We start from the raw sequence: 19,178 nt of genomic DNA, 5'->3' as shown, positions 1-19,178 counted from the left end.
ATGCTGACCCTCGATCGCGACGAAGCCCGGCGGATCGCCGTTCGCGCCCAGCGGCTCGACGCCCGGGCCGCGGTCGCCGCCGCCGAGGTCGTCCCGCTCGTCGAGCACTTGACGTTCCTTCAGCTCGACCCGACGGCCGTGATCGCTCCGAGCGCCGATCTCATCGCCTACACCAGGCTCGGCGCCGGCTACCGGCCCGAGCAGCTCCAGCAGGCGGTCGAGCGCGACCGCCTGCTCTACGAGCTCAAGGCACAGGACGATCCCGTCCAGCCGCCGTTCGCCATGGTCCGGCATGTCTCCGACCTCGGGCTCAATCTCGACCGCATGTCCGCCGGGCCGGTGCACGGCGGATGGAAGGCCTGGCTGGAGGCGAACCCGGGCTTCCGGCGGGACGTGCTCGACCGCCTCCGCGCCGAAGGCCCGCTCATGTCGAAGGACATCCCGGACACCGCCGAGGCGCCGTGGGGTTCCTCCGGCTGGACGCACAACCGCAACGTCACGATGATGCTCGAACTGCTCCAGGGCCTCGGTGAGGTCGCCGTCGCCGGCCGGGTCGGCCGCCAGCGCACGTGGGACCTCGCGGAACGCGTCTACCCGGCGGGCATCCAGGTCGTCCCCGAGCGCGAGGCAAAAGGCATCCGTGACGCCAGACGGCTGAAGGCCCTGGGTATCGCGCGCCCGCAACTGGTGGGCGACGCGGGAGAACCGGCGCGCGTCGACGGGAGCTCACGCGAGTGGCGTGTCGACCCCGATGCGGTCGGCCAGCCGTTCGCCGGACGCACCGCCCTGCTCTCGCCGTTCGACCGGCTGGTGCACGACCGGGTGCGCAGCGAGGAACTCTTCGGCTTCGAGTACCTGCTGGAGATGTACAAGCCCGAGGCGAAGCGCCGCTGGGGGTACTTCGCGCTGCCGATCCTCCACGGCGATCGCCTCGTCGGCAAGCTCGACGCCGCCGCCGACCGAAAAGCGGGGCTGCTGCGCGTGGCGGCGGTGCACGAAGATGTGCCGTTCACCGCCGACACGCGCGACGCCGTGGACGCGTCCATCACCGAGCTCGCCGCCTGGATCGGCGTCGAGGTCGAGCGGTAGCGCGGGTCGCGGCCGCGGCGCCTGTCAGACCTGGATGCTCACCTCGTAGACCTGGTCGGTCGGGTGTCCGGCGCGCTCGTGGATGCGCATGAGCGCCTCCTTGGACGGCCCGGTGGACAGGCAGAACACCTTCCCGCTCACCGGGTCGAGCCACGCACGCTCGATGTGCACCCCCTCCTCGGCCTCGATCGCAGCGTCGGCATCGTGCGCCTCCTGCAGCTGTTCCCTGGTGACGTCGACGAATCCGTCGTGAACGTCGATGAATGTGGCCATGATCGGCTCCTTTCTGACAGCAGCCTCGCCGACCGCGGCCGCCACGACATCGGTCATCCGACCCATCTCGCCTTCTTCCGGAAACGGTTCCGGCGCTACACTGCGCTCATGGGCACGGGGTCGCCGCCCGCGGGCGGCGTGGCCAGAGTCTGTCCGCTGTTCGTCGGGCGCGAGGACGTGATGGCGCTCGTACTGCGCCGGAGGGCCGAGGCGGCGGCGGGACGGGGCGAACTGCTGCTCGTGGGCGGTGAAGCCGGCATCGGCAAGTCGCGTCTTCTCGACGAGTTCGTCCTGCAAGCGGGCGGCCGGTCCGTCCGGGCGGATTCGTTCGCGGGTGACCGCGGCACGCCGGGGCTGCTCCTCCTCGGCATCGCGGCGGCGCTGCGTGAGGCCGAGCAGGTTGCGGCGGCCGATCGGCTTCGGGAACTGGTGCTGAGAGCCGCCGATGACGCCGCTTCGGAGGGCGCGCGGCGCATCCTCGTCGCCGAACTCGCTGCGACGCTGGCGGAGGGTCTGGCGACGCCACTGCTGCTCCGCCTGGAAGACCTGCATTGGGCCGACCAGCTCAGCCTCGATGTGCTGCAGCGGGTCACGGTGTCCTTGCCGTTGGTCCCCTCGCTGGTCGTCGCCAGCTATCGCTCCGAAGAACCGGAGACGTCCCGGGATTTCACGACGTGGCGGTTGGGGCTGCTCGCCCAGCGACGCGCTGAGGAGGTGGTGCTGGAGCGCCTCGACCGCGACGGCACCCGGCGCATGCTCGCATCCATCGGAGGGGAGGAGCCCGCCGCAGACGAGGTCGACCGGCTGTTCGACGCCTCGGACGGCATCCCGTTGCACGTCGAAGAACTGGTGGCGGTCGGTGTGGATGCTGTCCCCGACACCATCGGCGAGGCCGTGGTCGTGAGGATGGCGCGGCTCGGTGAGAACGCGGCCCTCGCTCTGGCCGCCGCGGCGGTGATCGGGCGGGAGTTCGATCGCGGCTCGCTGGGGGCGGTCCTGGGCGATGACGCGGGTGTCGACGCAGCGCTGGAGGAGCTCATCGCGGGGAATTTCGTCGTCCCGGCCGGAGACGGGTTCGACTTCCGTCACGCGCTGATCCGCGACGCCGTGTACGGCTCCGTGCCGGCGGCCAGGCGACGCGAACTGCACGCGCGCGTCGTCGGGGCAGTGCCGCAGCTCTCCGACGCAGCCATGTCCCGCCATTTCGAGCGTGCCGGGCGCGCCGACGAGGCGTACGCCCGAGCACGCAGGGCGGCAGGACGGGCCGCGGCCCTGTCGGCCCATCGTGAGGCAGTCGACCTCTATCGCCGTGCGGAGCGCACCGTCCCCTCCGGCACACTGGTGGCCGAGCGGGCAGAGCTCCACCGGCTGCTGGGAGCAGAGCTCGCCGCGACGGATGCCAATCGGGAGGCCGAACGGGAGTTCTCCCGGGCCATCGAACTGTTCCACGAGGCGGGCGACCCCGTGGCCGCGGCCGCCGTCGTGCCGGCGCTCGTCGCCGCCCGGCACCTCCTCGGCGCCGGATACGAGGCGCGAGCCGCAACCATCGAAGAGGCCCTCGACTGGATCGCCGGCGTCGGCGCGACGCCTGTGTCGGAGCGCGTCCGCGGCCGCCTCCTCGCCGCCGACGCCGCTGCCGCCATGCTGGATCGCCGTCTCGACCTCAGCCTCCGCTTGACCGAGGAGGCGCGCGAGCTCCTCACCGACGACCCCGAAGAGAGTCTGGCCGTGGACGTCACGCGGGGAGCCGTGCTGGTCTTCGCCGGCGCGGGCGAGCAGGGCTGGGAGCTCCTCGAGCACTCGGCCTCGGTGGCCGCCGCCCGCGGATGGGAGGCCGCGGCCGCCCGCGCGTACCGCATGATCGGCTCCTCTGCGTCGGTGCTGCTCCAGTACCGGCGCGGACGCCGGTGGCTGGAGGAGGGAATCGCGTACGCCACGCGGATCGAGCGCTGGAACGACGCCCACTACCTCGAAGCGCACCTGGCTCACGTTGAGTGGGCGACGGGGTCCCTCGACGCGGCCGAGCGGCGGGCGAGCCGGGCTCGCGCCGACGGACGCGGTGGGATCACCACCGAGGTGACCGCCCTGCACGTGCTCGGCTACGTGGCCCTCTCGCGCGGCGACACCCGTCGGGCGTCCGACCTGCTCACCGAGGCGGCGGAGATCGGCGAGCGCATGAACGAGCTGCAACGCCTCTCCCCCGCCCTGTGGGGGCTCGCGGAGGTCGCTCTCGCCGACGGCGACGCGGAGCGCGCGATCGAACTGTGCGAGCAGGGTCGGCGGGGCTCGGAGGCGATCCAGGATGCTGCGTACGCCTTCCCCTACCTGGTCACCGGCACGCGGGCGCACCTTCTTCTGGGCGACGTCACCGGCTCCCGTGGATGGGTGGAGCGGGCGGCAGCGCTCGTCCGGTCGCGGGGCATCCCCGGCACGGAGTACGGCATCGCGCATGCCGAGGCGCTGGTCGCGCTGGCCGAACGCCGCCTCAGCCGGGCGAAGGAGCTGCTCGCCGCTGCCGGGGACGGTTGGGATCGGGTGGATCGATGGTGGGAGGGGACTCAGGCGCTGCTCGACCGCGCGGAATGCGCCCGACGGACCCGCGGTCCGGCCGAGGCGGCCGCCCTGGTCGACGCGGCGCGCGTCCGGGCCGAGGCGGCCGGAGCCGAAGCGCTGATCGCGCGCGGCGACGCCCTCACCCGGCGCCTGGCGCGGGGTGCAGAGACGTCGGTGCTGAGCTCGCGCGAGCACGAGGTCGCGCGACTCGTTGCGGCCGGGGCCACGAACCGTGAGATCGGAGAGAGTCTCCACATCGCACCCAAGACGGTGGCGACGCATGTCGAGCACATCCTCGCGAAGCTGGGCGCGGCCCGGCGGACGGAGATCGCCGCCTGGGCCGTCGAGGAGGCGCGGCGCGGTTCGGCCCGGTGAGGTTCATGCCTCCGACCTCTGCGACCGGCGGAAGCGGGCGGGAGTGACGCCCACCTCCTCCCGGAACGCGCGGGTGAACGCGGACTCGGAGCGGTAGCCGACCTGCGACGAGATCGTCGACACGGTCAGGTCGGTGCCGGCGAGCAGGTCGGCGGCGCACATCAGGCGGGTACGAACCAGGAATCGGCCGAACGTGGTCCCGGTAGCCGCCTGGAAGCGGCGGATGAACGTCGCCCTCGACATCGCCGAATCGCGGGCCAGTGCGGCGATCGACCAGGAGTCCCCGGGTTTCTGCACCACGCGCTGGATCACGTCGGCGATAGGCCCGTCCGCGGCGGCCGTCCACAGGCCTCGATGAGCGCCCGCGCTCGCGGAGGTGCGGAGGACGAGCGCGATCAGCACCGTGCACAACGCCGACATGATGGCTGCACTCCCCGCACCGTCGTGCTGGGCCTCGGCACGCATCAGCGCGCTCAGCTGCAGGAGCACCGACCTGCCCGCCTCCGATTCGAACAGCGACACGTGGGTCGGCGTGGGCAACGAACCGAACAGGATGGCGCCGGCGCCCGGGGCCACGCGGTAGTGGCCGCAGAACAGGTCGATCACGGCCGGCCCGCCTCCGGCGCTGGAGGTGCGCGTGAAGGTGGCGCCCGCGGTCTCCACCGTTCCGCGGGCGGGCAGGGAGCCCGAGGTGATGACCCGGTGCCGCACGGCGGCGGGAAGGACGATCACGTCGCCGGCGACCATCGGGAAAAGGTGGCCGCCGACCTCGAACTCCAGCTCGCCCTCGAGGAGGACGTGGAACGGCACGTCGCGTTCCGCGCCGGGCTGCACCACCATGGTCGTCGAAGCGCCGAGCAGGCACCGCTTGTCGAGCGTGGCCTCGAGACGCGCCATGCGCAGCATCCGGCTGATGTCATCCACTGTGAGACTTTCGAGCATTTTCTTGAGACGTGAACGTGTACAAGTATCATGCCCGTCGCTGTTGACTGCAAGCATGGAAACCACGACAGCACTCACCGCGGACGTTCTCGTCCTCGGATTCGGCAAAGGCGGGAAGACCGCCGCGCACGCTCTCACCGACGCGGGGAAGCGGGTCATCCTGATCGAGCAGTCCGCCGACATGTACGGCGGAACCTGCCCGAACGTCGGCTGCGTCCCGACCAAGATGCTGGTCCACTACTCCACCTCCAAGCGGCTGGAGGATGAAGCCCAGGAGTTCTTCGCCAACTCGATCGAGGGCGTCCGCGCCCTGACCAGCGCCTTCCGGGCGGGCAACTTCGACGCTCTCGACGGCAAGGACACCGCGACGGTCATCACCGGCACCGCCCGATTCGTCGACCCGCACACGGTGGAGGTGGGGAGGGACGCCGACCGGATCACGGTCACAGCGCCGACCATCCTGATCAACACCGGCTCGGAGCCGATCGTCCCGGACATCCCGGGCCTCGCAGACAGCGCCCACCTCGTCAGCAGCACGGACCTCACACGGACGGGGACACTCCCCCGCCGGCTGGTCATCATCGGCGGCGGCTACCTCGGCCTGGAGTTCGCCTCCATCTACCGGCACTTCGGGGCGGAGGTGACCATCCTGGAGGCTGCCGACCGGCTGCTGGTCCGTGAGGACGAGGACGTCGCAGCCGTCGCGACCGGGATCCTGGAGGGCGACGGCATCTCCATCATCACCGGAGCCCGCGTCACGGGGGTGGCGGACACCGACGGCGCCGCCATCATCAGCTACGAGAAGGACGGGCGGACGCGCGACATCCGGACGGATGCCTTCCTCGCCGCGACCGGACGCCGTCCGGCCACGGCGGGCCTGGGTCTGGAGGCGGCGGGGGTTCGGACGACGGCCCGTGGCGCGATCGTGGTGGACGACCGGCTGCGCACGACGCAACCGCACATCTTCGCCCTCGGAGACGTCAACGGCGGCCCGCAGTTCACGTACGTGTCGCTGGACGACGCGCGAATCGTGATCGACCAACTGGCGGGGAGCGGGGAGCGGAGCACAGCCGATCGGGCGGCCGTGCCGGCGACGCTGTTCATCACGCCGCCGCTCGCGACCGTCGGGATGACCGAACGCGAAGCGCGTGAGCGCGGGCTGAACATCCGCGTGGCCCGCGAGAACGTCGCCGACATCGTCGCGATGCCGCGGGCGTACACGGTGGAGGAGACGCGCGGGGTGATGAAGTTCATCCTCGACGCCGACACCGACCTCATCCTGGGCGCCGCCATCCTCAGCATCGACGCCCAGGAGATCATCAACACGATCGCGCTCGCCATGCGCCAGGGCGTCGCGGCCACCACGCTCAAGAACGCGATCTACACACACCCGAGCTCGACGGAGGCGCTGAATGAAGTCCTCGGTGTCATCGTCGGGTAGGACGGCACCCGAGCGGAGGGCGGCGGATCATCCTCGCGGAGGACGCGCCGCCGCCCGGCCGGGGGTTCAATGGGACGCATGATGGGCATCATCCTCCCCGTGCTGCAGGGCGCCGGCAGTGTGGCGCTCGCCCTCGTGGCCTTCGCCCTGTCGTTCACGTGGCCGTCGCTGCGGGAGCCGATCGCGGCTCTGCGCACCGACCGCGCACGCCTGTTGGCGTCGCTCGGACTCGGCCTGGTGCTCGCGCTGTCCGCTGCGCTGGTCTACGTCACGCCCGGCGTGCTGCTGCGGGACCCGCTGGGGATGCTGCTCGCCGTGCCGGTCGCCATCCTCTGGCTGACCGGGGGCGTCGCGCTCGTCATCCGCGGGATCGTTCTCGGCGGCGCGGCCCGGGGCATCTCGTACGCGCTCGCGACGGTCGCCGTCGCCGGGGTGATCGCCGGGATCGTGTCTGCGCTCGTGACGCAGCACGGCGTGACCGACACGGTGACGCCGATCGGAGGTTTCCTCCTCGCCCTCGGGGCGCTCGCCGCGTTCAGCCTGTGGGCACGCGCCGAAGAGCCGGCTCCGCGTCCGCTGGTGGTCTGACCGCCCAGCGCCGTTCTGGCTCGTGTGCGGGTCGAGGAACGGGTAGGGATACCAGGGTCACGAGCAGCACGGCCCAGATGGCGAGCACGACGAGCCCGAAGACGTTCGAGTCGATCGTGAAGAAGCTGAAGAAGTTCAGAACCAGACCGGCCACGTCGCCGCCGCGTTCGCTGGTCGACCGGATGCTCGTCGCAAGCTGCGCCACCACCGCGGCCCCACGATGCGGCGAACGCGCAGGAAGCCGTTGACTAGACTGGAGGGCGAATCCGTACGAAAGAGGTCGCCGAATGGCTACCGCCGTCCCTGCCCCGGACCCGACCGTCCACGCGCACAGCCGGTACTGGGTCGTCCCCGCGATCCGGGCCCTGGCGGCCCTCGCCGCCGGCGCGGTGATCACGTTCACCCGGGACGCGCACACGGCCGCGTTCGGACTCATCGTCTTCGGTGTGTTCGCCCTCGTCGACGGACTCGCCTCGGGCATCCTGAGCTGGCTCTTCGCCGGCCGTCGCCTCACCCGCACGCTTTTCGCGGTGCAGGGCGCCATCGGCGTCGTCGCCGGCGTGGTGGCGCTCGCCCTGTCGGGCGGCGGGCTGGGGCTGTTCCTCTACCTCGTGACGGTCTGGGCGGCGCTCGCCGGATTCCTGGAGCTGTACAACGGCATCCGCGAGCGCGGCCGGGACGCCGCCGCCCGCGACTGGTTGATCACCGGAGCTCTCACCGCGGTGCTCGCCCTCGTCCTCCTCTTCATCCCCGCCGACGCGGTGCTCGCGATCGGCCTGTTCGGGGCGTGGGCCGTCATCGTGGGCGTCTTCCAGGGGATCGGCGCCGCGACGCTGCGCGGGGCCTCCCGCCCGAGCGCGGATGCCCGCGGAGCGGAGAGCGGATCGTGACCGCGCGCGACAAGAAAGACCCTCGAGTGACCCAGAACCTGCGGCCTTCGCGGCGCGACCGCTTCCTCCCCGTCGAGCTGATCGGCATCTCGGCCGGCCTGGCCGTCTTCGTCGGCCTGATCGTGCTGATCGCGACGCGCGAGTTCGTGCTCGCCGGGATCGCGCTCGGCGTGACGTTCATCATCGCCCTGGTTCTGCTCGCGCTGTTCGCGCTCGCCTTCAAGCCGACGGAGGCGGAGGTCGAGGACATCCACGAGCAGGATGCGGAGGCCCGCGCCAAGGCCGCCCAGGCGCGGCAGGACGGCGACGACCGCCCGCGCGGTCACTGACCGCCCGCCGCTGCGCCCCTACAGGTAGTCGACCAGCTCGGACGCCAGCCCGATGTACCCGGCGGGCGTCAGCGCCAGCAGCCGGTTCTTCGCCGCCTGCCCGATCTCCAGCCCCTCGACGAACGCGATGAGGGCCGCGTGGTCGACCCGCTTACCGCGGGTGAGCTCCTTGAGCAGCGCGTACGGGTCGGAGATCGTCGAGCGTCCGGCGGTGACCTCGGCCCGGATCACGGTCTGGATGGCCTCGGCGAGCACCTCCCAGTTCGCGTCGAGGTCGTCGGCGAGCGCCTGACGGTCGATGGCGATCTGACCGAGGCCGCGCTCGATGTTGTCGAGGGCGAGCAGCGAATGGCCGAGCCCGACGCCGATGTTCCGCTGAGTGGTGGAGTCGGTCAGGTCGCGCTGCAGCCGGCTGGTGACGAGCGTCGCGGCCAGCGAGTCCAGCACGGCGCTCGACAGCTCCAGGTTCGCCTCGGCGTTCTCGAACCGGATGGGGTTCACCTTGTGCGGCATCGTCGAGGAGCCCGTGGCGCCGGGCTCCGGCACCTGGCGGAAGTAGCCGAGCGAGATGTAGGTCCAGATGTCGGTGCAGAGGTTGTGCAGGATGCGGTTGGCGTGCGAGATGCGGCTGTACAGCTCCGCCTGCCAGTCGTGCGACTCGATCTGCGTGGTCAGCGGGTTCCAGTCGAGGCCCAGGCTCTCGACGAACTCGCGCGAGATGCGGGGCCAGTCCGCCTCGGGGTCGGCGACGAGGTGGGCGGCGAACGTGCCGGTCGCTCCGCTGAACTTGCCGAGGTGCACGCCGCCCTCGATCTGCTCCCGCACCCGCTCGAGGCGGTGGACGAAGACCGCGAGCTCCTTGCCCATCGTGGTGGGCGTCGCCGGCTGGCCGTGGGTGCGGGCCAGCATGGCGTCGTCGCGGTACTGCTTCGCCTGCGCGCGCAGCTCCGCGATGACCGCGCGGAACTTCGGCAGCCACGTCTCGCGCACGGCGGCGCTGACGGTCAGGGCGTAGGAGAGGTTGTTGATGTCCTCGCTGGTGGCCGCGAAGTGCGTCAGCTCGGCGATGCTGTCGAGGCCGAGCGCGTGCAGCCGCTCCCGGACCAGGTACTCGACCGCCTTTACGTCGTGCTTGGTGGTCGCCTCCAGCTCGGCGAGCCGGTCGATCTCCGGCTGGCCGAAGTCGTCGGCGAGGGCGCGGAGCCCCCGCTTCTGCTCCTCCGTGAGCGGCGACGACCCGAACATCCGGTGCTCGGTCAGGTAGAGCAGCCACTCCACCTCCACCTGCACGCGCGCACGGTTGAGCCCGGCCTCGGAGAGGTGGTCGCCGAGTCCGATCACGGCGGACCGGTAGCGGCCGTCGAGCGGGCTGAGCGGCTGGGGAGGCAGGGCGGTCATGGTGCTCCTCGCGGGATCAGGCGGCGGGTTCCCCACCATTCTCCCGCACGAGGAGCGGCCCCGACGACGTCAGTCCCGGCTCACCGGGCGGATCAGCAGGCCCAGCAGCCACGCGATGATGCCGAGCACCAGCGCCCCCAGTACACCCGACCAGAAGCCGTCGATATGCAGCCCGAAGCCCATCGCGTCGCTGATCCACGACACGATGAACAGCAGGAAGGCGTTCACGAGCAGGGAGATCAGTCCCAGCGTCAGGATGTAGAGCGGGAACGCGACGACGCGGATCACCGTCCCCACGATCGCGTTGACCACACCGAAGATCAGCGCGATGAGCAGGTAGGTCAGCACGAGCGCGGTCGTGTCATCCGCATAGGGCTTCACGGTCACGCCGCTGACGATCAGCGTCGTGAGCCACAGGGCGAAGGCGTTGACGACCAGTCTGAGCAGGAATCGCATGGCCACATCCTTCCAGGCGCGGGCAACGCGGTACAGGGGTGGCTAGAGTCGGCCTGTGGCGAGACGACCCGACGGCCTGGTGGCACCCGAGCCACTGGATGAAGCGCGGACCAAGAGGGTGTACCCGCCGCTGCAGTGGTGGCCGCTTCGCGTAATGAACCCATGGCACAAGTTCGGCTTTCTCATCGCGTATGTTCTCGGCGCTCAGCTGGTGGGCCGCGCGCTGGATCTGGTCCTACCGGCGCCCGCCTCAGCGGTTGTCTTCCAAATCGTGTGGACCGTCGTCCTGATCGCAATGGCGCGGTCTTTTCGCGGTTTCGGCGAACCGGTCGCCGCTCCGCGCGCGTGGTGGCGACTGACGGCGCGCCCACTGGCGGGGTGGTTGCTCGGAGCGCTGAACGTTATCGCTTCGATCAACGCGTTGTTCGCTCCGTTGAGCATCGTCCGGTCGACCGAGGACCTCAGCTCCTTGCTCCTAGGGCTCGCCTTCCTGAACTCCTCCATACGTCTCCACGCCCAGCGCCGCCGTCCACAGGCATAGGGAATTCCCCTGCCGGTATGCGGGCGCGGCTAAATTGGGTCTGTGAGTTCCGATGACACGCTCGGCGTGAGACTGCGCCCGGAGATCGTCGCCGTCCCCGCCTACCGGCAGGGGCGCCCGGCGCCGGCCGACGGTTACAAGCTGTCGAGCAATGAGAACCCGTACCCGCCGCTGCCCTCCGTGGTGGATGCGGTGGCCGCGACCCTCGGGGAGCTCAACCGCTACCCGAACGCCGGCGGCGCCGACCTGCGCGCGCGCCTGGCCGAGCGCCACGGCGTCTCCGTCGAGCAGGTGCACCTGGGCAGCGGCTCGGTCGCCCTGCTCTCCCAGCTCATCTCCGCCGCGGCTGGCGCGGGCGACGAAGTCGTCTACTCGTGGCGCTCGTTCGAGGCGTACCCCGGCCTCGTCACGGTCGCCGGCGCGACCAGCGTGCAGGTGCCCAACCGGCCGGACGGCAGCCACGACCTCGACGCGCTGGCCGACGCCATCACCGACCGCACCCGCGTCGTCATCGTCTGCACCCCGAACAACCCGACCGGCACCATCGTCACAGCCGCGGACTTCGAGGCGTTCATGGCGCGCGTCCCGTCCGACCTGCTCGTGCTGCTCGACGAGGCGTACTACGAGTTCGTCACCGATGACGCGGCCGTGGACGGCATCCCGCTGCTCTCGCGCTACCCGAACCTCGTCGTGCTGCGCACGTTCTCGAAGGCGTATGGACTCGCGGCGCTCCGCATCGGCTACGCCGTCGGGCCCGCGGCCGTCCTGAACGCGGCACGATCGGCGGCGATCCCGCTGTCCGTCACCGACGCCTCCCGCGTCGCCGCCCTCGCCTCGATCGACGCGGAGGACGAGCTCATGGAGCGCGTCGCCCGCATCGCCATGGTGCGCGACCGGCTCCGGGATGCGCTGCTCGAGCAGGGCTGGGCTGTCCCGGAGGCGCAGGGCAACTTCGTCTGGCTGGCCACCGGCGAGCAGACGGAGGCCGCGAACGACGCCTTCTTCGATGCGGGCCTGACGGTCCGCGCCTTCCCGCCGGAGGGCATCCGGATCAGTGTCGGCGAGGAGCAGTCTGTGGACAAACTCCTTCAGGTGGCGGCCGATGTTGTGCGGAACCTACCAAATGGCCACCCCGGCAAGCGGTTAGGTTAGTACGGTGGTTGCGACGAACGAGAATCCGCGCCCGGCGAACACGGTCCAGCTGCTGACAGCGGACGGCCGTTTCCAGCCGAGCGAGACGTCGGCGGAGTACCTCCCGTATCTGGAGCGGCTCGACGAGAACGACTACCGCCGCTTCTACCGCGACATGGTGCGGGTCCGTGCCTTCGACAACGAGGCGGCCAACCTGCAGCGGCAGGGCCAGCTCGGCCTCTGGGTGCCCAGCCAGGGCCAGGAGGGCGCGCAGGTCGGCTCCGCGCACGCCGCGAAGCCGCAGGACCACCTGTTCCCGTCGTACCGCGAGCACGTGATCGGCATGATCCGCGGCATCGACCCCATCGGGATCATCGGCCTGCTGCGTGGCACGACGCACGGCGGTTGGGACCCGACGGACCCCGCCGTCGGCAACTTCCACCTGTACACGCTGGTCATCGGCTCCCACACGCTGCACGCGACCGGGTACGCGATGGGCATCAAGTTCGACGGAGCGGTCGGCACGGGCGACCCCGAGAAGGATGCGGCCTCCATCGTCTACTTCGGCGACGGCGCCACCAGCCAGGGCGACGTGAGCGAGGCGTACGTCTTCGCCGCCAGCTACCAGACCCCGCAGGTCTTCTTCCTGCAGAACAATCATTGGGCGATCTCCGTGCCGGTGAGCACGCAGTCCCGCACCCCGCTCTACCTGCGCTCCAGCGGCTTCGGCATCCCGGGCGTGCAGATCGACGGAAACGACGTGCTGGCCTCCCACGCGGTCACCGCCAAGCACCTGGACGACGCCCGCAACGGCGAAGGCCCGAGCATGATCGAGGCGCTGACGTACCGGATGGGCGCGCACACCTCGAGCGACGACCCGAGCAAGTACCGCAGCGACGAAGAGGTGACCTACTGGGCCGAGCGCGACCCCATCCTGCGGTTCCGGATCTTCCTGGAGCAGCAGGGCGTCGGGCAGGCGTTCTTCGACAGCGCGGACGAGGAGGGTGCCGACCTCGCGGCGGACATCCGCCGGCGCACGCTGGAGCTCGGCACACCGAGCGTGGCCTCGATGTTCGACCACGTCTACAGTGAGCCGCACCCGGTGACCGAGGAGCAGCGGCGATGGCTCGAGGAGTACGAGGCATCGTTCGGAGGTGACGCATGAGCGACGTGAGAAGCGAGGCCGAGTACGTGGAGGCCGAACTGATCGAGAGCCATCCGGAGGACGGCGGCGCGAATGACGGCGACGGCGCGGTGGACAGCACCTCTCTCGACACGCAGGCGATCGATGTCGTCGAGATCATCGAGAGCGACCCCGACTCGCGCGTGCTCGAAGAGCACGTCGCCGAGCAGGAGTGGACGCGCGAGTTCGTGATCGAGGACGAGGATGCGGCCGCCGTAGCGCAGGCGAACGCCGACGCCCAGGCGTCCGCGGAGGTCGGCGTGGACGCCGCCGCCGCGGATCACGCGCCGGCGGACGCACCCGAGGCGGCTCAGCCGTCCGAGGAGGCGGCACCCCAGCCGCGCATCCAGTCGCTCCCGATGGTCAAGGCGCTGAACGCCGGTCTGCGCCGCGCGCTCGCCGACGACCCGAAGGTGCTCATCCTCGGCGAAGACGTCGGTCCCCTCGGCGGCGTCTTCCGCGTGACTGAGGGCCTGCAGCAGGAGTTCGGGACGCAGCGCGTCGTCGACACCCCGCTCGCGGAGGCGGGCATCATCGGCACCGCGATCGGGCTCGCGATGCGCGGGTACCGCCCGGTCGTCGAGATCCAGTTCAACGGCTTCGTCTTCCCCGGCTTCGACCAGATCACGACGCAGCTCGCCAAGATGACGAACCGTCACAGCGGGAAAATGCGCTTCCCCGTGGTCATCCGCATCCCGCACGGCGGGCACATCGGCGCCGTCGAGCACCACCAGGAGTCGCCGGAGGCGTACTTCGCGCACACGGCCGGCCTCCGCGTGGTCGCGCCGTCGACGCCGCACGACGCCTACTGGATGATCCAGGAGGCGATCCGCTCCGACGACCCCGTGGTCTTCTTCGAGCCGATGAGCCGCTACTGGCCCAAGGGCGAGGTCGACCTGGTCGAGAACGCGACCCCCCTGCACGCGAGCCGCGTCGTCCGTACCGGTACCGACGCGACGGTCGTCGCGTGGGCCGGCATGGTCAGCGTCGCGCTCCGCGCGGCCGAGCTCGCCGCCGAGGAGGGGCGCAGCATCGAGGTCGTCGACCTGCGGTCGCTCTCCCCCATCGACTACGCACCGGTCGTGGCCTCGGTGCAGAAGACCGGGCGCCTGATCGTCGCGCAGGAGGCGCCGGGGAATGTGTCCGTCGGCTCCGAGGTCGCGGCGACGGTCACCGAGAAGGCGTTCTACTCGCTCGAAGCCCCGGTGATCCGCGTCGCCGGCTTCGACGTCCCGTTCCCGCCGGCGAAACTCGAGGAGCTCTACCTCCCCGACGCCGACCGCATCCTCGAGGCCGTCGACCGAGCGCTGGCGTACTGAACGCCGGCGGCGCAGCGACGCCGCACCCTGACAGAGAGAAGTCGCACATGAGCGAGTCCCAGTTCCTGCTGCCCGATGTGGGCGAGGGTCTGACCGAGGCGGAGATCGTCTCGTGGAAGGTGGCGCCCGGCGAGCAGGTCGCGGTCAACCAGGTGATCGTCGAGATCGAGACCGCCAAGTCGCTGGTGGAGCTGCCGTCGCCGTTCGAGGGCACGGTGGGCGAACTTCTCGTCACGGAGGGGCAGACAGTCGAGGTCGGCACGCCGATCTTCACTGTCACCGCCGGAGGCGACCCCACGCCCGCTCCGGAGCCTGCGCCCGCCGACGAGCTGGTGGCCGACGCGGCCGCGACCGTTTCGCACGAGGAGGAGCCGAAGCCGGGCGCCGTTCTGGTCGGCTACGGTTCGGCCGGGCACGGCAGCAGCCGGCGCCGCCGCGTGACCCACCCGGGCACGGCATCCATCCCCGTCGCGTTCAGCGGCAGCATCCCGCAGCAGGCCGCCGCACCCGCCGCCGCAGCGCACGCGCCTCAGGCGCCGGCGACCGCGCGCGCGACCGCCCCGGCGGCCCGACCCTCCGGTCCGGTCGTGGCCAAGCCGCCGATCCGCAAGCTCGCCAAGGACCTGGGCGTCGACCTCACGCTGGTCACCCCGACCGGTCCGATCGGCGACATCACCCGGGACGACGTGGTGCGGGAGGCGACGCAGGCGACCGTGTTCCGCAACATCCAGACGCCGGAGTGGCCGGACGACCGCGAGGAGCGCATCCCCGTCAAGGGCGTGCGCAAGGCGATCGCGAGCGCGATGACGTCGAGCGCGTTCAGCGCGCCGCACGTCAGCCTGTTCGTCGACGTGGACGCCACCCGGACCATGGAGTTCGTGAAGCGCCTGAAGAACTCGGCCGACTTCGCGGGCGTCAAGGTGTCGCCGCTGCTGATCATGGCGAAGGCGATCATCTGGGCCGTGCGCCGCAACCCCACGGTCAACTCGACGTGGACGGATGAGGAGATCGTCGTCCACCACTACGTGAACCTCGGCATCGCCGCGGCGACTCCCCGCGGCCTGATCGTGCCGAACGTCAAGGAGGCGCAGGGCATGACCCTGCTCGAGCTGGCGCGAGCCCTCGAGCAGCTGACGCTGACGGCCCGCGACGGCAAGACGCCGCCGAGCGACATGAGCGGCGGCACCATCACGATCACGAACATCGGCGTGTTCGGGATGGACACCGGCACGCCCATCCTGAACCCGGGCGAGGTCGGGATCGTCGCCCTCGGAACGATCAAGCAGAAGCCGTGGGTGGTCGACGGCGAGGTGCGCCCGCGCTACGTGACGACTCTCGGGGCCTCGTTCGACCACCGCGTGGTCGACGGCGACGTCGCCTCGCGCTTCCTGGCGGATGTGGCGTCCATCATCGAGGAGCCGGCGCTCCTGCTCGACTGAGTTTGACAATCATTCTCAACAAGCCGTAGTCTGTTGCGGTGCACGCGACCGCGTGCACTCGCTTCGTGTCGTTCGCGACTTAGACAGGCTCCCCATGAAGACGCGCTCCCTCGTCTCCGCCCTGGCGCTCGCCGCCGTGACCGCGCTGGCGCTCGCCGGCTGCTCCACCCCGTCCGCTGAGGCGGATGGCACCCTTCGCGTAGTAGCCAGCACCAACGTGTACGGCGACATCGCCGAGACGATCGGCGGCGAATCCGTGCACGTCACCTCGCTGATGTCCGACCCGGCTCAGGACCCGCACTCCTTCGAGGCCAGCGCCCAGAACCAGCTCGCCGTGAAGAAGGCCGACGTCGTCATCGAGAACGGCGGAGGCTACGACGACTTCATGCAGACGCTGGTGAAGGGCGCGCAGAGCGAGAGCGCGACCGTCCTGAACGTCGTGGACCTCTCGGGCAAGAAGCCCGTGGACGGCGAGCTCAACGAGCACGTCTGGTACGACATCCCGACGATCCGCACGCTGACCGACGCGCTGACTGCCGCCCTGGCGAAGGCGGACCCGTCGAAGAAGGCGGAGTTCGAGAAGAACGCCGAGGCCTTCGAAGCGAGACTGAGCGCACTGGAGGCCGCTGAGGCGAAGCTCAAGGCGTCGTACGCCGGTGAGGGCGTCGCCATCACGGAGCCGGTGCCGCTCTACCTGCTGGACGCCATCGGGCTGCAGAACAAGACCCCCGAGAAGTTCAGCGCCGCGATCGAGGAGGAGAACGACGTCTCCCCGGTCGTGCTCAAGGACACGCTTGCCCTGTTCAGCGGCCACCAGGTGCGGCTGCTGGTCTACAACGAGCAGACGACCGGGGCCCAGACGGAACGGGTGCTCGCCGCGGCGAAGCACGCCGGCATCCCCGTCGTGCCCGTGACCGAGACGCTGCCCGACGGCCTGCACTATGCGGGCTGGATGCAGGGCGTGCTCGATGAGATCGGAAAGGCGCTGGCACGATGAGCGAACCGTTGCAGCGGGTGGCAGCGCCCGGCGATCGCGACGTCGTCCTGCGGCTGCGCGACGCCTCCCTCGGGTTCGGCGAGCGGACGCTGTGGAGCGGCCTCGACCTGGATGTGCACGCCGGCGAGTTCGTCGCGGTCCTCGGGCCGAACGGCTCGGGCAAGACCAGCCTGCTGCGCACCATCCTGGGCCAGCAGCGTCTCGACTCCGGCGAGATCGCCTTCGAGGGGCACGCGGTCCGCCGCGGCGATCGCCGCATCGGCTACATCCCGCAGCAGAAGCTCATCCCCGCCGGCACTCCGCTGCGCGCCCGCGACCTGGTCGCCCTCGGCGTGAACGGTCACCGCTGGGGCCTCCCGCTCCCCCGCCGCGCGGACCGCGAGCAGGTCGACGGCCTGATCGACGCGGTCGGCGCCCGCCGCTACGCGGACGCCGCGGTCGGCTCCCTCTCCGGCGGCGAGCAGCAGCGGCTGCGTGTCGCCCAGGCCCTCGCCGGCGACCCGGCGCTCCTCCTCTGCGACGAGCCGCTGCTCTCGCTCGACCTGCAGCACCAGCGCGGCGTGAGCGAGCTCATCGACCGGCGGCGCCGCGAGCACGACAGCGCGGTGGTCTTCGTCACGCACGACGTGAACCCCGTGCTCGGGATGGTCGACCGCGTGCTCTACCTGGCCGGCGGCCGGTTCCGCACCGGCACGCCCGACGAGGTGCTGCGCAGCGACGTGCTGACGGACCTGTACGGGACCCCGGTGGACGTCATCCGCAGCCGGGGCCGCATCGTCGTGGTGGGCATCCCGGACGCGGAGACCCACGACCACCACGAACACACCCGCGAAGCGCACCCGGAGCCCGCCGCATGATGCACCTCGACATCTGGTCGCAGCTCTTCGACTTCACCGACTACGGCGAGCTGCTGCTGCTCGTGAAGAACTCGATCTTCGCCGGGGCCGTGCTCGGCATCGTCGGCGGCCTCATCGGCGTGTTCGTGATGCAGCGCGACATGGCCTTCGCGGTGCACGGCATCAGCGAGCTCTCCTTCGCCGGCGCGGCGATCGCGCTGCTCTTCGGCGTCAACGTGGTGGCCGGCTCGCTGATCGGCTCCCTGATCGCGGCCGTGCTGATCGGCGTGCTCGGCGCGAGAGCGAGGGACCGCAACTCGATCATCGCGGTGCTCATGCCGTTCGGGCTCGGGCTCGGCATCCTGGCGCTCGCGCTGTATCCCGGCCGGAGCGCCAACAAGTTCGGGCTGCTCACCGGGCAGATCGTCTCAGTGGACGATCCGCAGCTGGGCTCGCTGCTGGTGATCGGCGCGATCGTGCTGATCGCGCTGCTGCTGATGTGGCGCCCGCTGACCTTCGACAGCCTGGATGCGGATGTGGCGGCCGCGCGCGGCATCGCGACCCGGTTCGTGGCGCTGGCGTTCATGGTGCTGCTCGGGCTGGCGGTCGCGGTGAGCGTGCAGATCGTCGGCGCACTGCTCGTGCTGTCGCTGCTGGTGACACCGGCCGCCGCAGCGATGCGCATCTCGTCGTCCCCGCTCGCCGTCCCCGTGCTCAGCGTGGTCTTCGCGCTCGTCTCGGTGGTGGGCGGGATCATGCTCGCCCTCGGCAGCGCCCTCCCGATCAGCCCCTACGTCACGACGATCTCGTTCGTCATCTACGTGGTGTGCCGGATCGCGGGCGGCCGGAGGACGCGGCGCCGAGCGGTCACGCGCGACCGCCGGCCGGAGGGCTCACGGCCGCTCGTGAGCCGGGCGGGATAGCCTGGGATGGTGAAGCGCAACACGTGGCAGCGGGAGGCCGTCCGCGAGGCCCTGACCTCGACGGAGGGCTTCATCAGCGCGCAAGGGCTGCACCTCAGCCTCCACGAGGCGGGGTCGCCGATCGGCCTCGCGACGGTCTACCGCGCGCTGGCCGACCTCGCCGCGGAAGGCGATGCGGACTCGCTGCAGTCGCCCGAGGGCGAGAGCCTGTACCGGGCGTGCACCACGGGCCACCACCATCACCTCATCTGCCGCAACTGCGGGCTCACCGTCGAGATCGAGGCGGACGCGGTCGAGGAGTGGGCGCGGCAGGCGGCGGCAGCGCACGGCTTCACGCAGGCGCAGCACGTCGTCGACGTGTTCGGCCTGTGCGCCTCGTGCACAGCCAAGGCTGATTTGGCCGGCCCCGCATCCATGGCGTAGAGTGGTTCTTTGGCTGAGTGGGCTCCTCCCGCTCAGATCGTGTACGAAACCC

General features: G+C 70.7%; 19 protein-coding genes. 15 read left to right on the top strand and 4 right to left on the bottom strand.

Annotation, left to right across the window (positions count from 1 at the left end; genetic code table 11):
• Entirely contained in the window at positions 1-1,089 is a 1,089-nt protein-coding gene (locus J2W45_RS13215; RefSeq protein WP_396427088.1) for a DNA glycosylase AlkZ-like family protein, read from the top strand.
• Positions 1,090-1,113: 24 nt separating this feature from the next.
• Here the strand turns inward: J2W45_RS13215 and J2W45_RS13210 are convergent, their stop codons facing one another.
• The gene (locus tag J2W45_RS13210) at positions 1,114-1,362 is read right to left on the bottom strand and encodes an SCO4226 family nickel-binding protein (RefSeq protein WP_310132635.1); all 249 of its coding nucleotides are present in this window, start codon (positions 1,360-1,362) and stop codon (positions 1,114-1,116) included.
• Positions 1,363-1,470: 108 nt separating this feature from the next.
• Here J2W45_RS13210 and J2W45_RS13205 point away from each other — a divergent pair, with 108 nt between their 5' ends.
• Positions 1,471-4,290 (top strand): ATP-binding protein, encoded by a 2,820-nt coding sequence (locus tag J2W45_RS13205; RefSeq protein WP_310132632.1) that lies wholly within the window; start codon positions 1,471-1,473, stop codon positions 4,288-4,290.
• 3 nt (positions 4,291-4,293) lie between these two features.
• Here the strand turns inward: J2W45_RS13205 and J2W45_RS13200 are convergent, their stop codons facing one another.
• Entirely contained in the window at positions 4,294-5,214 is a 921-nt protein-coding gene (locus tag J2W45_RS13200) for an AraC family transcriptional regulator (RefSeq protein WP_310132629.1), read from the bottom strand.
• 73 nt (positions 5,215-5,287) lie between these two features.
• Between J2W45_RS13200 and J2W45_RS13195 the strand changes: the two genes are divergently transcribed.
• From J2W45_RS13195 to J2W45_RS13180, 4 genes are all read left to right on the top strand, one after another.
• Positions 5,288-6,673 carry a dihydrolipoyl dehydrogenase family protein gene (locus J2W45_RS13195; RefSeq protein ID WP_310132626.1) on the top strand — a complete coding sequence of 462 codons (1,386 nt, stop codon included), beginning with the start codon at positions 5,288-5,290 and terminating at the stop codon, positions 6,671-6,673.
• 78 nt (positions 6,674-6,751) lie between these two features.
• Positions 6,752-7,261 (top strand): hypothetical protein, encoded by a 510-nt coding sequence (locus J2W45_RS13190; RefSeq protein WP_310132624.1) that lies wholly within the window; start codon positions 6,752-6,754, stop codon positions 7,259-7,261.
• A 287-nt stretch (positions 7,262-7,548) separates the two neighbouring features.
• Positions 7,549-8,151: a DUF308 domain-containing protein gene (locus J2W45_RS13185; RefSeq protein ID WP_310132623.1), complete on the top strand. Its 603-nt coding sequence runs from the start codon at positions 7,549-7,551 to the stop codon at positions 8,149-8,151.
• 26 nt (positions 8,152-8,177) lie between these two features.
• Positions 8,178-8,480: a hypothetical protein gene (locus J2W45_RS13180; protein ID WP_310132622.1), complete on the top strand. Its 303-nt coding sequence runs from the start codon at positions 8,178-8,180 to the stop codon at positions 8,478-8,480.
• Positions 8,481-8,498: 18 nt separating this feature from the next.
• Here the strand turns inward: J2W45_RS13180 and purB are convergent, their stop codons facing one another.
• Together purB and J2W45_RS13170 are read right to left on the bottom strand one after the other, a co-directional pair.
• Positions 8,499-9,878, bottom strand: coding sequence for an adenylosuccinate lyase (gene purB, locus J2W45_RS13175; RefSeq protein ID WP_310132620.1), 1,380 nt, complete (start codon positions 9,876-9,878; stop codon positions 8,499-8,501).
• 69 nt (positions 9,879-9,947) lie between these two features.
• Positions 9,948-10,334: a phage holin family protein gene (locus J2W45_RS13170; RefSeq protein ID WP_310132617.1), complete on the bottom strand. Its 387-nt coding sequence runs from the start codon at positions 10,332-10,334 to the stop codon at positions 9,948-9,950.
• A gap of 55 nt (positions 10,335-10,389) precedes the next feature.
• Between J2W45_RS13170 and J2W45_RS13165 the strand changes: the two genes are divergently transcribed.
• The 9 genes from J2W45_RS13165 to J2W45_RS13125 all read left to right on the top strand — a co-directional run bounded on the left by J2W45_RS13165 (position 10,390) and on the right by J2W45_RS13125 (position 19,126).
• Positions 10,390-10,875 (top strand): hypothetical protein, encoded by a 486-nt coding sequence (locus J2W45_RS13165; protein ID WP_310132614.1) that lies wholly within the window; start codon positions 10,390-10,392, stop codon positions 10,873-10,875.
• A 42-nt stretch (positions 10,876-10,917) separates the two neighbouring features.
• Positions 10,918-12,027, top strand: coding sequence for a pyridoxal phosphate-dependent aminotransferase (locus tag J2W45_RS13160; RefSeq protein ID WP_310132610.1), 1,110 nt, complete (start codon positions 10,918-10,920; stop codon positions 12,025-12,027).
• Positions 12,028-12,031: 4 nt separating this feature from the next.
• The gene (locus J2W45_RS13155; RefSeq protein ID WP_310132609.1) at positions 12,032-13,171 is read left to right on the top strand and encodes a thiamine pyrophosphate-dependent dehydrogenase E1 component subunit alpha; all 1,140 of its coding nucleotides are present in this window, start codon (positions 12,032-12,034) and stop codon (positions 13,169-13,171) included.
• Positions 13,172-13,548: 377 nt separating this feature from the next.
• Positions 13,549-14,508 carry an alpha-ketoacid dehydrogenase subunit beta gene (locus J2W45_RS13150; RefSeq protein ID WP_310135023.1) on the top strand — a complete coding sequence of 320 codons (960 nt, stop codon included), beginning with the start codon at positions 13,549-13,551 and terminating at the stop codon, positions 14,506-14,508.
• 47 nt (positions 14,509-14,555) lie between these two features.
• Positions 14,556-15,947: a dihydrolipoamide acetyltransferase family protein gene (locus tag J2W45_RS13145; RefSeq protein WP_310132606.1), complete on the top strand. Its 1,392-nt coding sequence runs from the start codon at positions 14,556-14,558 to the stop codon at positions 15,945-15,947.
• Positions 15,948-16,041: 94 nt separating this feature from the next.
• Positions 16,042-16,944: a metal ABC transporter solute-binding protein, Zn/Mn family gene (locus J2W45_RS13140; protein ID WP_310132604.1), complete on the top strand. Its 903-nt coding sequence runs from the start codon at positions 16,042-16,044 to the stop codon at positions 16,942-16,944.
• Positions 16,941-17,801, top strand: a complete 861-nt coding sequence (locus J2W45_RS13135) for a metal ABC transporter ATP-binding protein (RefSeq protein ID WP_310132601.1) — start codon at positions 16,941-16,943, stop codon at positions 17,799-17,801. Before J2W45_RS13140 ends, J2W45_RS13135 begins: the two co-directional genes overlap by 4 nt.
• Complete coding sequence (locus tag J2W45_RS13130) at positions 17,798-18,703, top strand: metal ABC transporter permease (protein ID WP_310132599.1); 906 nt, start codon at positions 17,798-17,800, stop codon at positions 18,701-18,703. The genes J2W45_RS13135 and J2W45_RS13130 overlap by 4 nt, the downstream gene beginning before the upstream one ends.
• Positions 18,704-18,709: 6 nt before the next feature.
• Entirely contained in the window at positions 18,710-19,126 is a 417-nt protein-coding gene (locus J2W45_RS13125; RefSeq protein WP_310132597.1) for a Fur family transcriptional regulator, read from the top strand.
• Positions 19,127-19,178: the final 52 nt, after the last annotated feature.

The organism is Leifsonia shinshuensis, assembly GCF_031456835.1.
Taxonomy (GTDB): domain Bacteria; phylum Actinomycetota; class Actinomycetes; order Actinomycetales; family Microbacteriaceae; genus Leifsonia; species Leifsonia shinshuensis_C.
Note: the sequence above shows the minus strand (reverse complement) of the source record. Positions and strands in the feature narration are given on the sequence as shown.

What these genes read in the sequence shown, in the direction of transcription:
- J2W45_RS13145 (WP_310132606.1), top strand. Translation starts at nt 14,556, where the DNA reads ATGAGCGAGTCCCAGTTCCTGCTGCCCGATGTGGGCGAGGGTCTGACC.
- J2W45_RS13205 (WP_310132632.1), top strand. Translation starts at nt 1,471, where the DNA reads ATGGGCACGGGGTCGCCGCCCGCGGGCGGCGTGGCCAGAGTCTGTCCG.
- J2W45_RS13190 (WP_310132624.1), top strand. Translation starts at nt 6,752, where the DNA reads ATGATGGGCATCATCCTCCCCGTGCTGCAGGGCGCCGGCAGTGTGGCG.
- J2W45_RS13150 (WP_310135023.1), top strand. Translation starts at nt 13,549, where the DNA reads ATGGTCAAGGCGCTGAACGCCGGTCTGCGCCGCGCGCTCGCCGACGAC.
- J2W45_RS13140 (WP_310132604.1), top strand. Translation starts at nt 16,042, where the DNA reads ATGAAGACGCGCTCCCTCGTCTCCGCCCTGGCGCTCGCCGCCGTGACC.
- J2W45_RS13185 (WP_310132623.1), top strand. Translation starts at nt 7,549, where the DNA reads ATGGCTACCGCCGTCCCTGCCCCGGACCCGACCGTCCACGCGCACAGC.
- J2W45_RS13125 (WP_310132597.1), top strand. Translation starts at nt 18,710, where the DNA reads ATGGTGAAGCGCAACACGTGGCAGCGGGAGGCCGTCCGCGAGGCCCTG.
- J2W45_RS13215 (WP_396427088.1), top strand. Translation starts at nt 1, where the DNA reads ATGCTGACCCTCGATCGCGACGAAGCCCGGCGGATCGCCGTTCGCGCC.
- J2W45_RS13210 (WP_310132635.1), bottom strand. Translation starts at nt 1,362, where the DNA reads ATGGCCACATTCATCGACGTTCACGACGGATTCGTCGACGTCACCAGG.
- J2W45_RS13130 (WP_310132599.1), top strand. Translation starts at nt 17,798, where the DNA reads ATGATGCACCTCGACATCTGGTCGCAGCTCTTCGACTTCACCGACTAC.
- J2W45_RS13170 (WP_310132617.1), bottom strand. Translation starts at nt 10,334, where the DNA reads ATGCGATTCCTGCTCAGACTGGTCGTCAACGCCTTCGCCCTGTGGCTC.
- J2W45_RS13195 (WP_310132626.1), top strand. Translation starts at nt 5,288, where the DNA reads ATGGAAACCACGACAGCACTCACCGCGGACGTTCTCGTCCTCGGATTC.
- purB (WP_310132620.1), bottom strand. Translation starts at nt 9,878, where the DNA reads ATGACCGCCCTGCCTCCCCAGCCGCTCAGCCCGCTCGACGGCCGCTAC.
- J2W45_RS13135 (WP_310132601.1), top strand. Translation starts at nt 16,941, where the DNA reads ATGAGCGAACCGTTGCAGCGGGTGGCAGCGCCCGGCGATCGCGACGTC.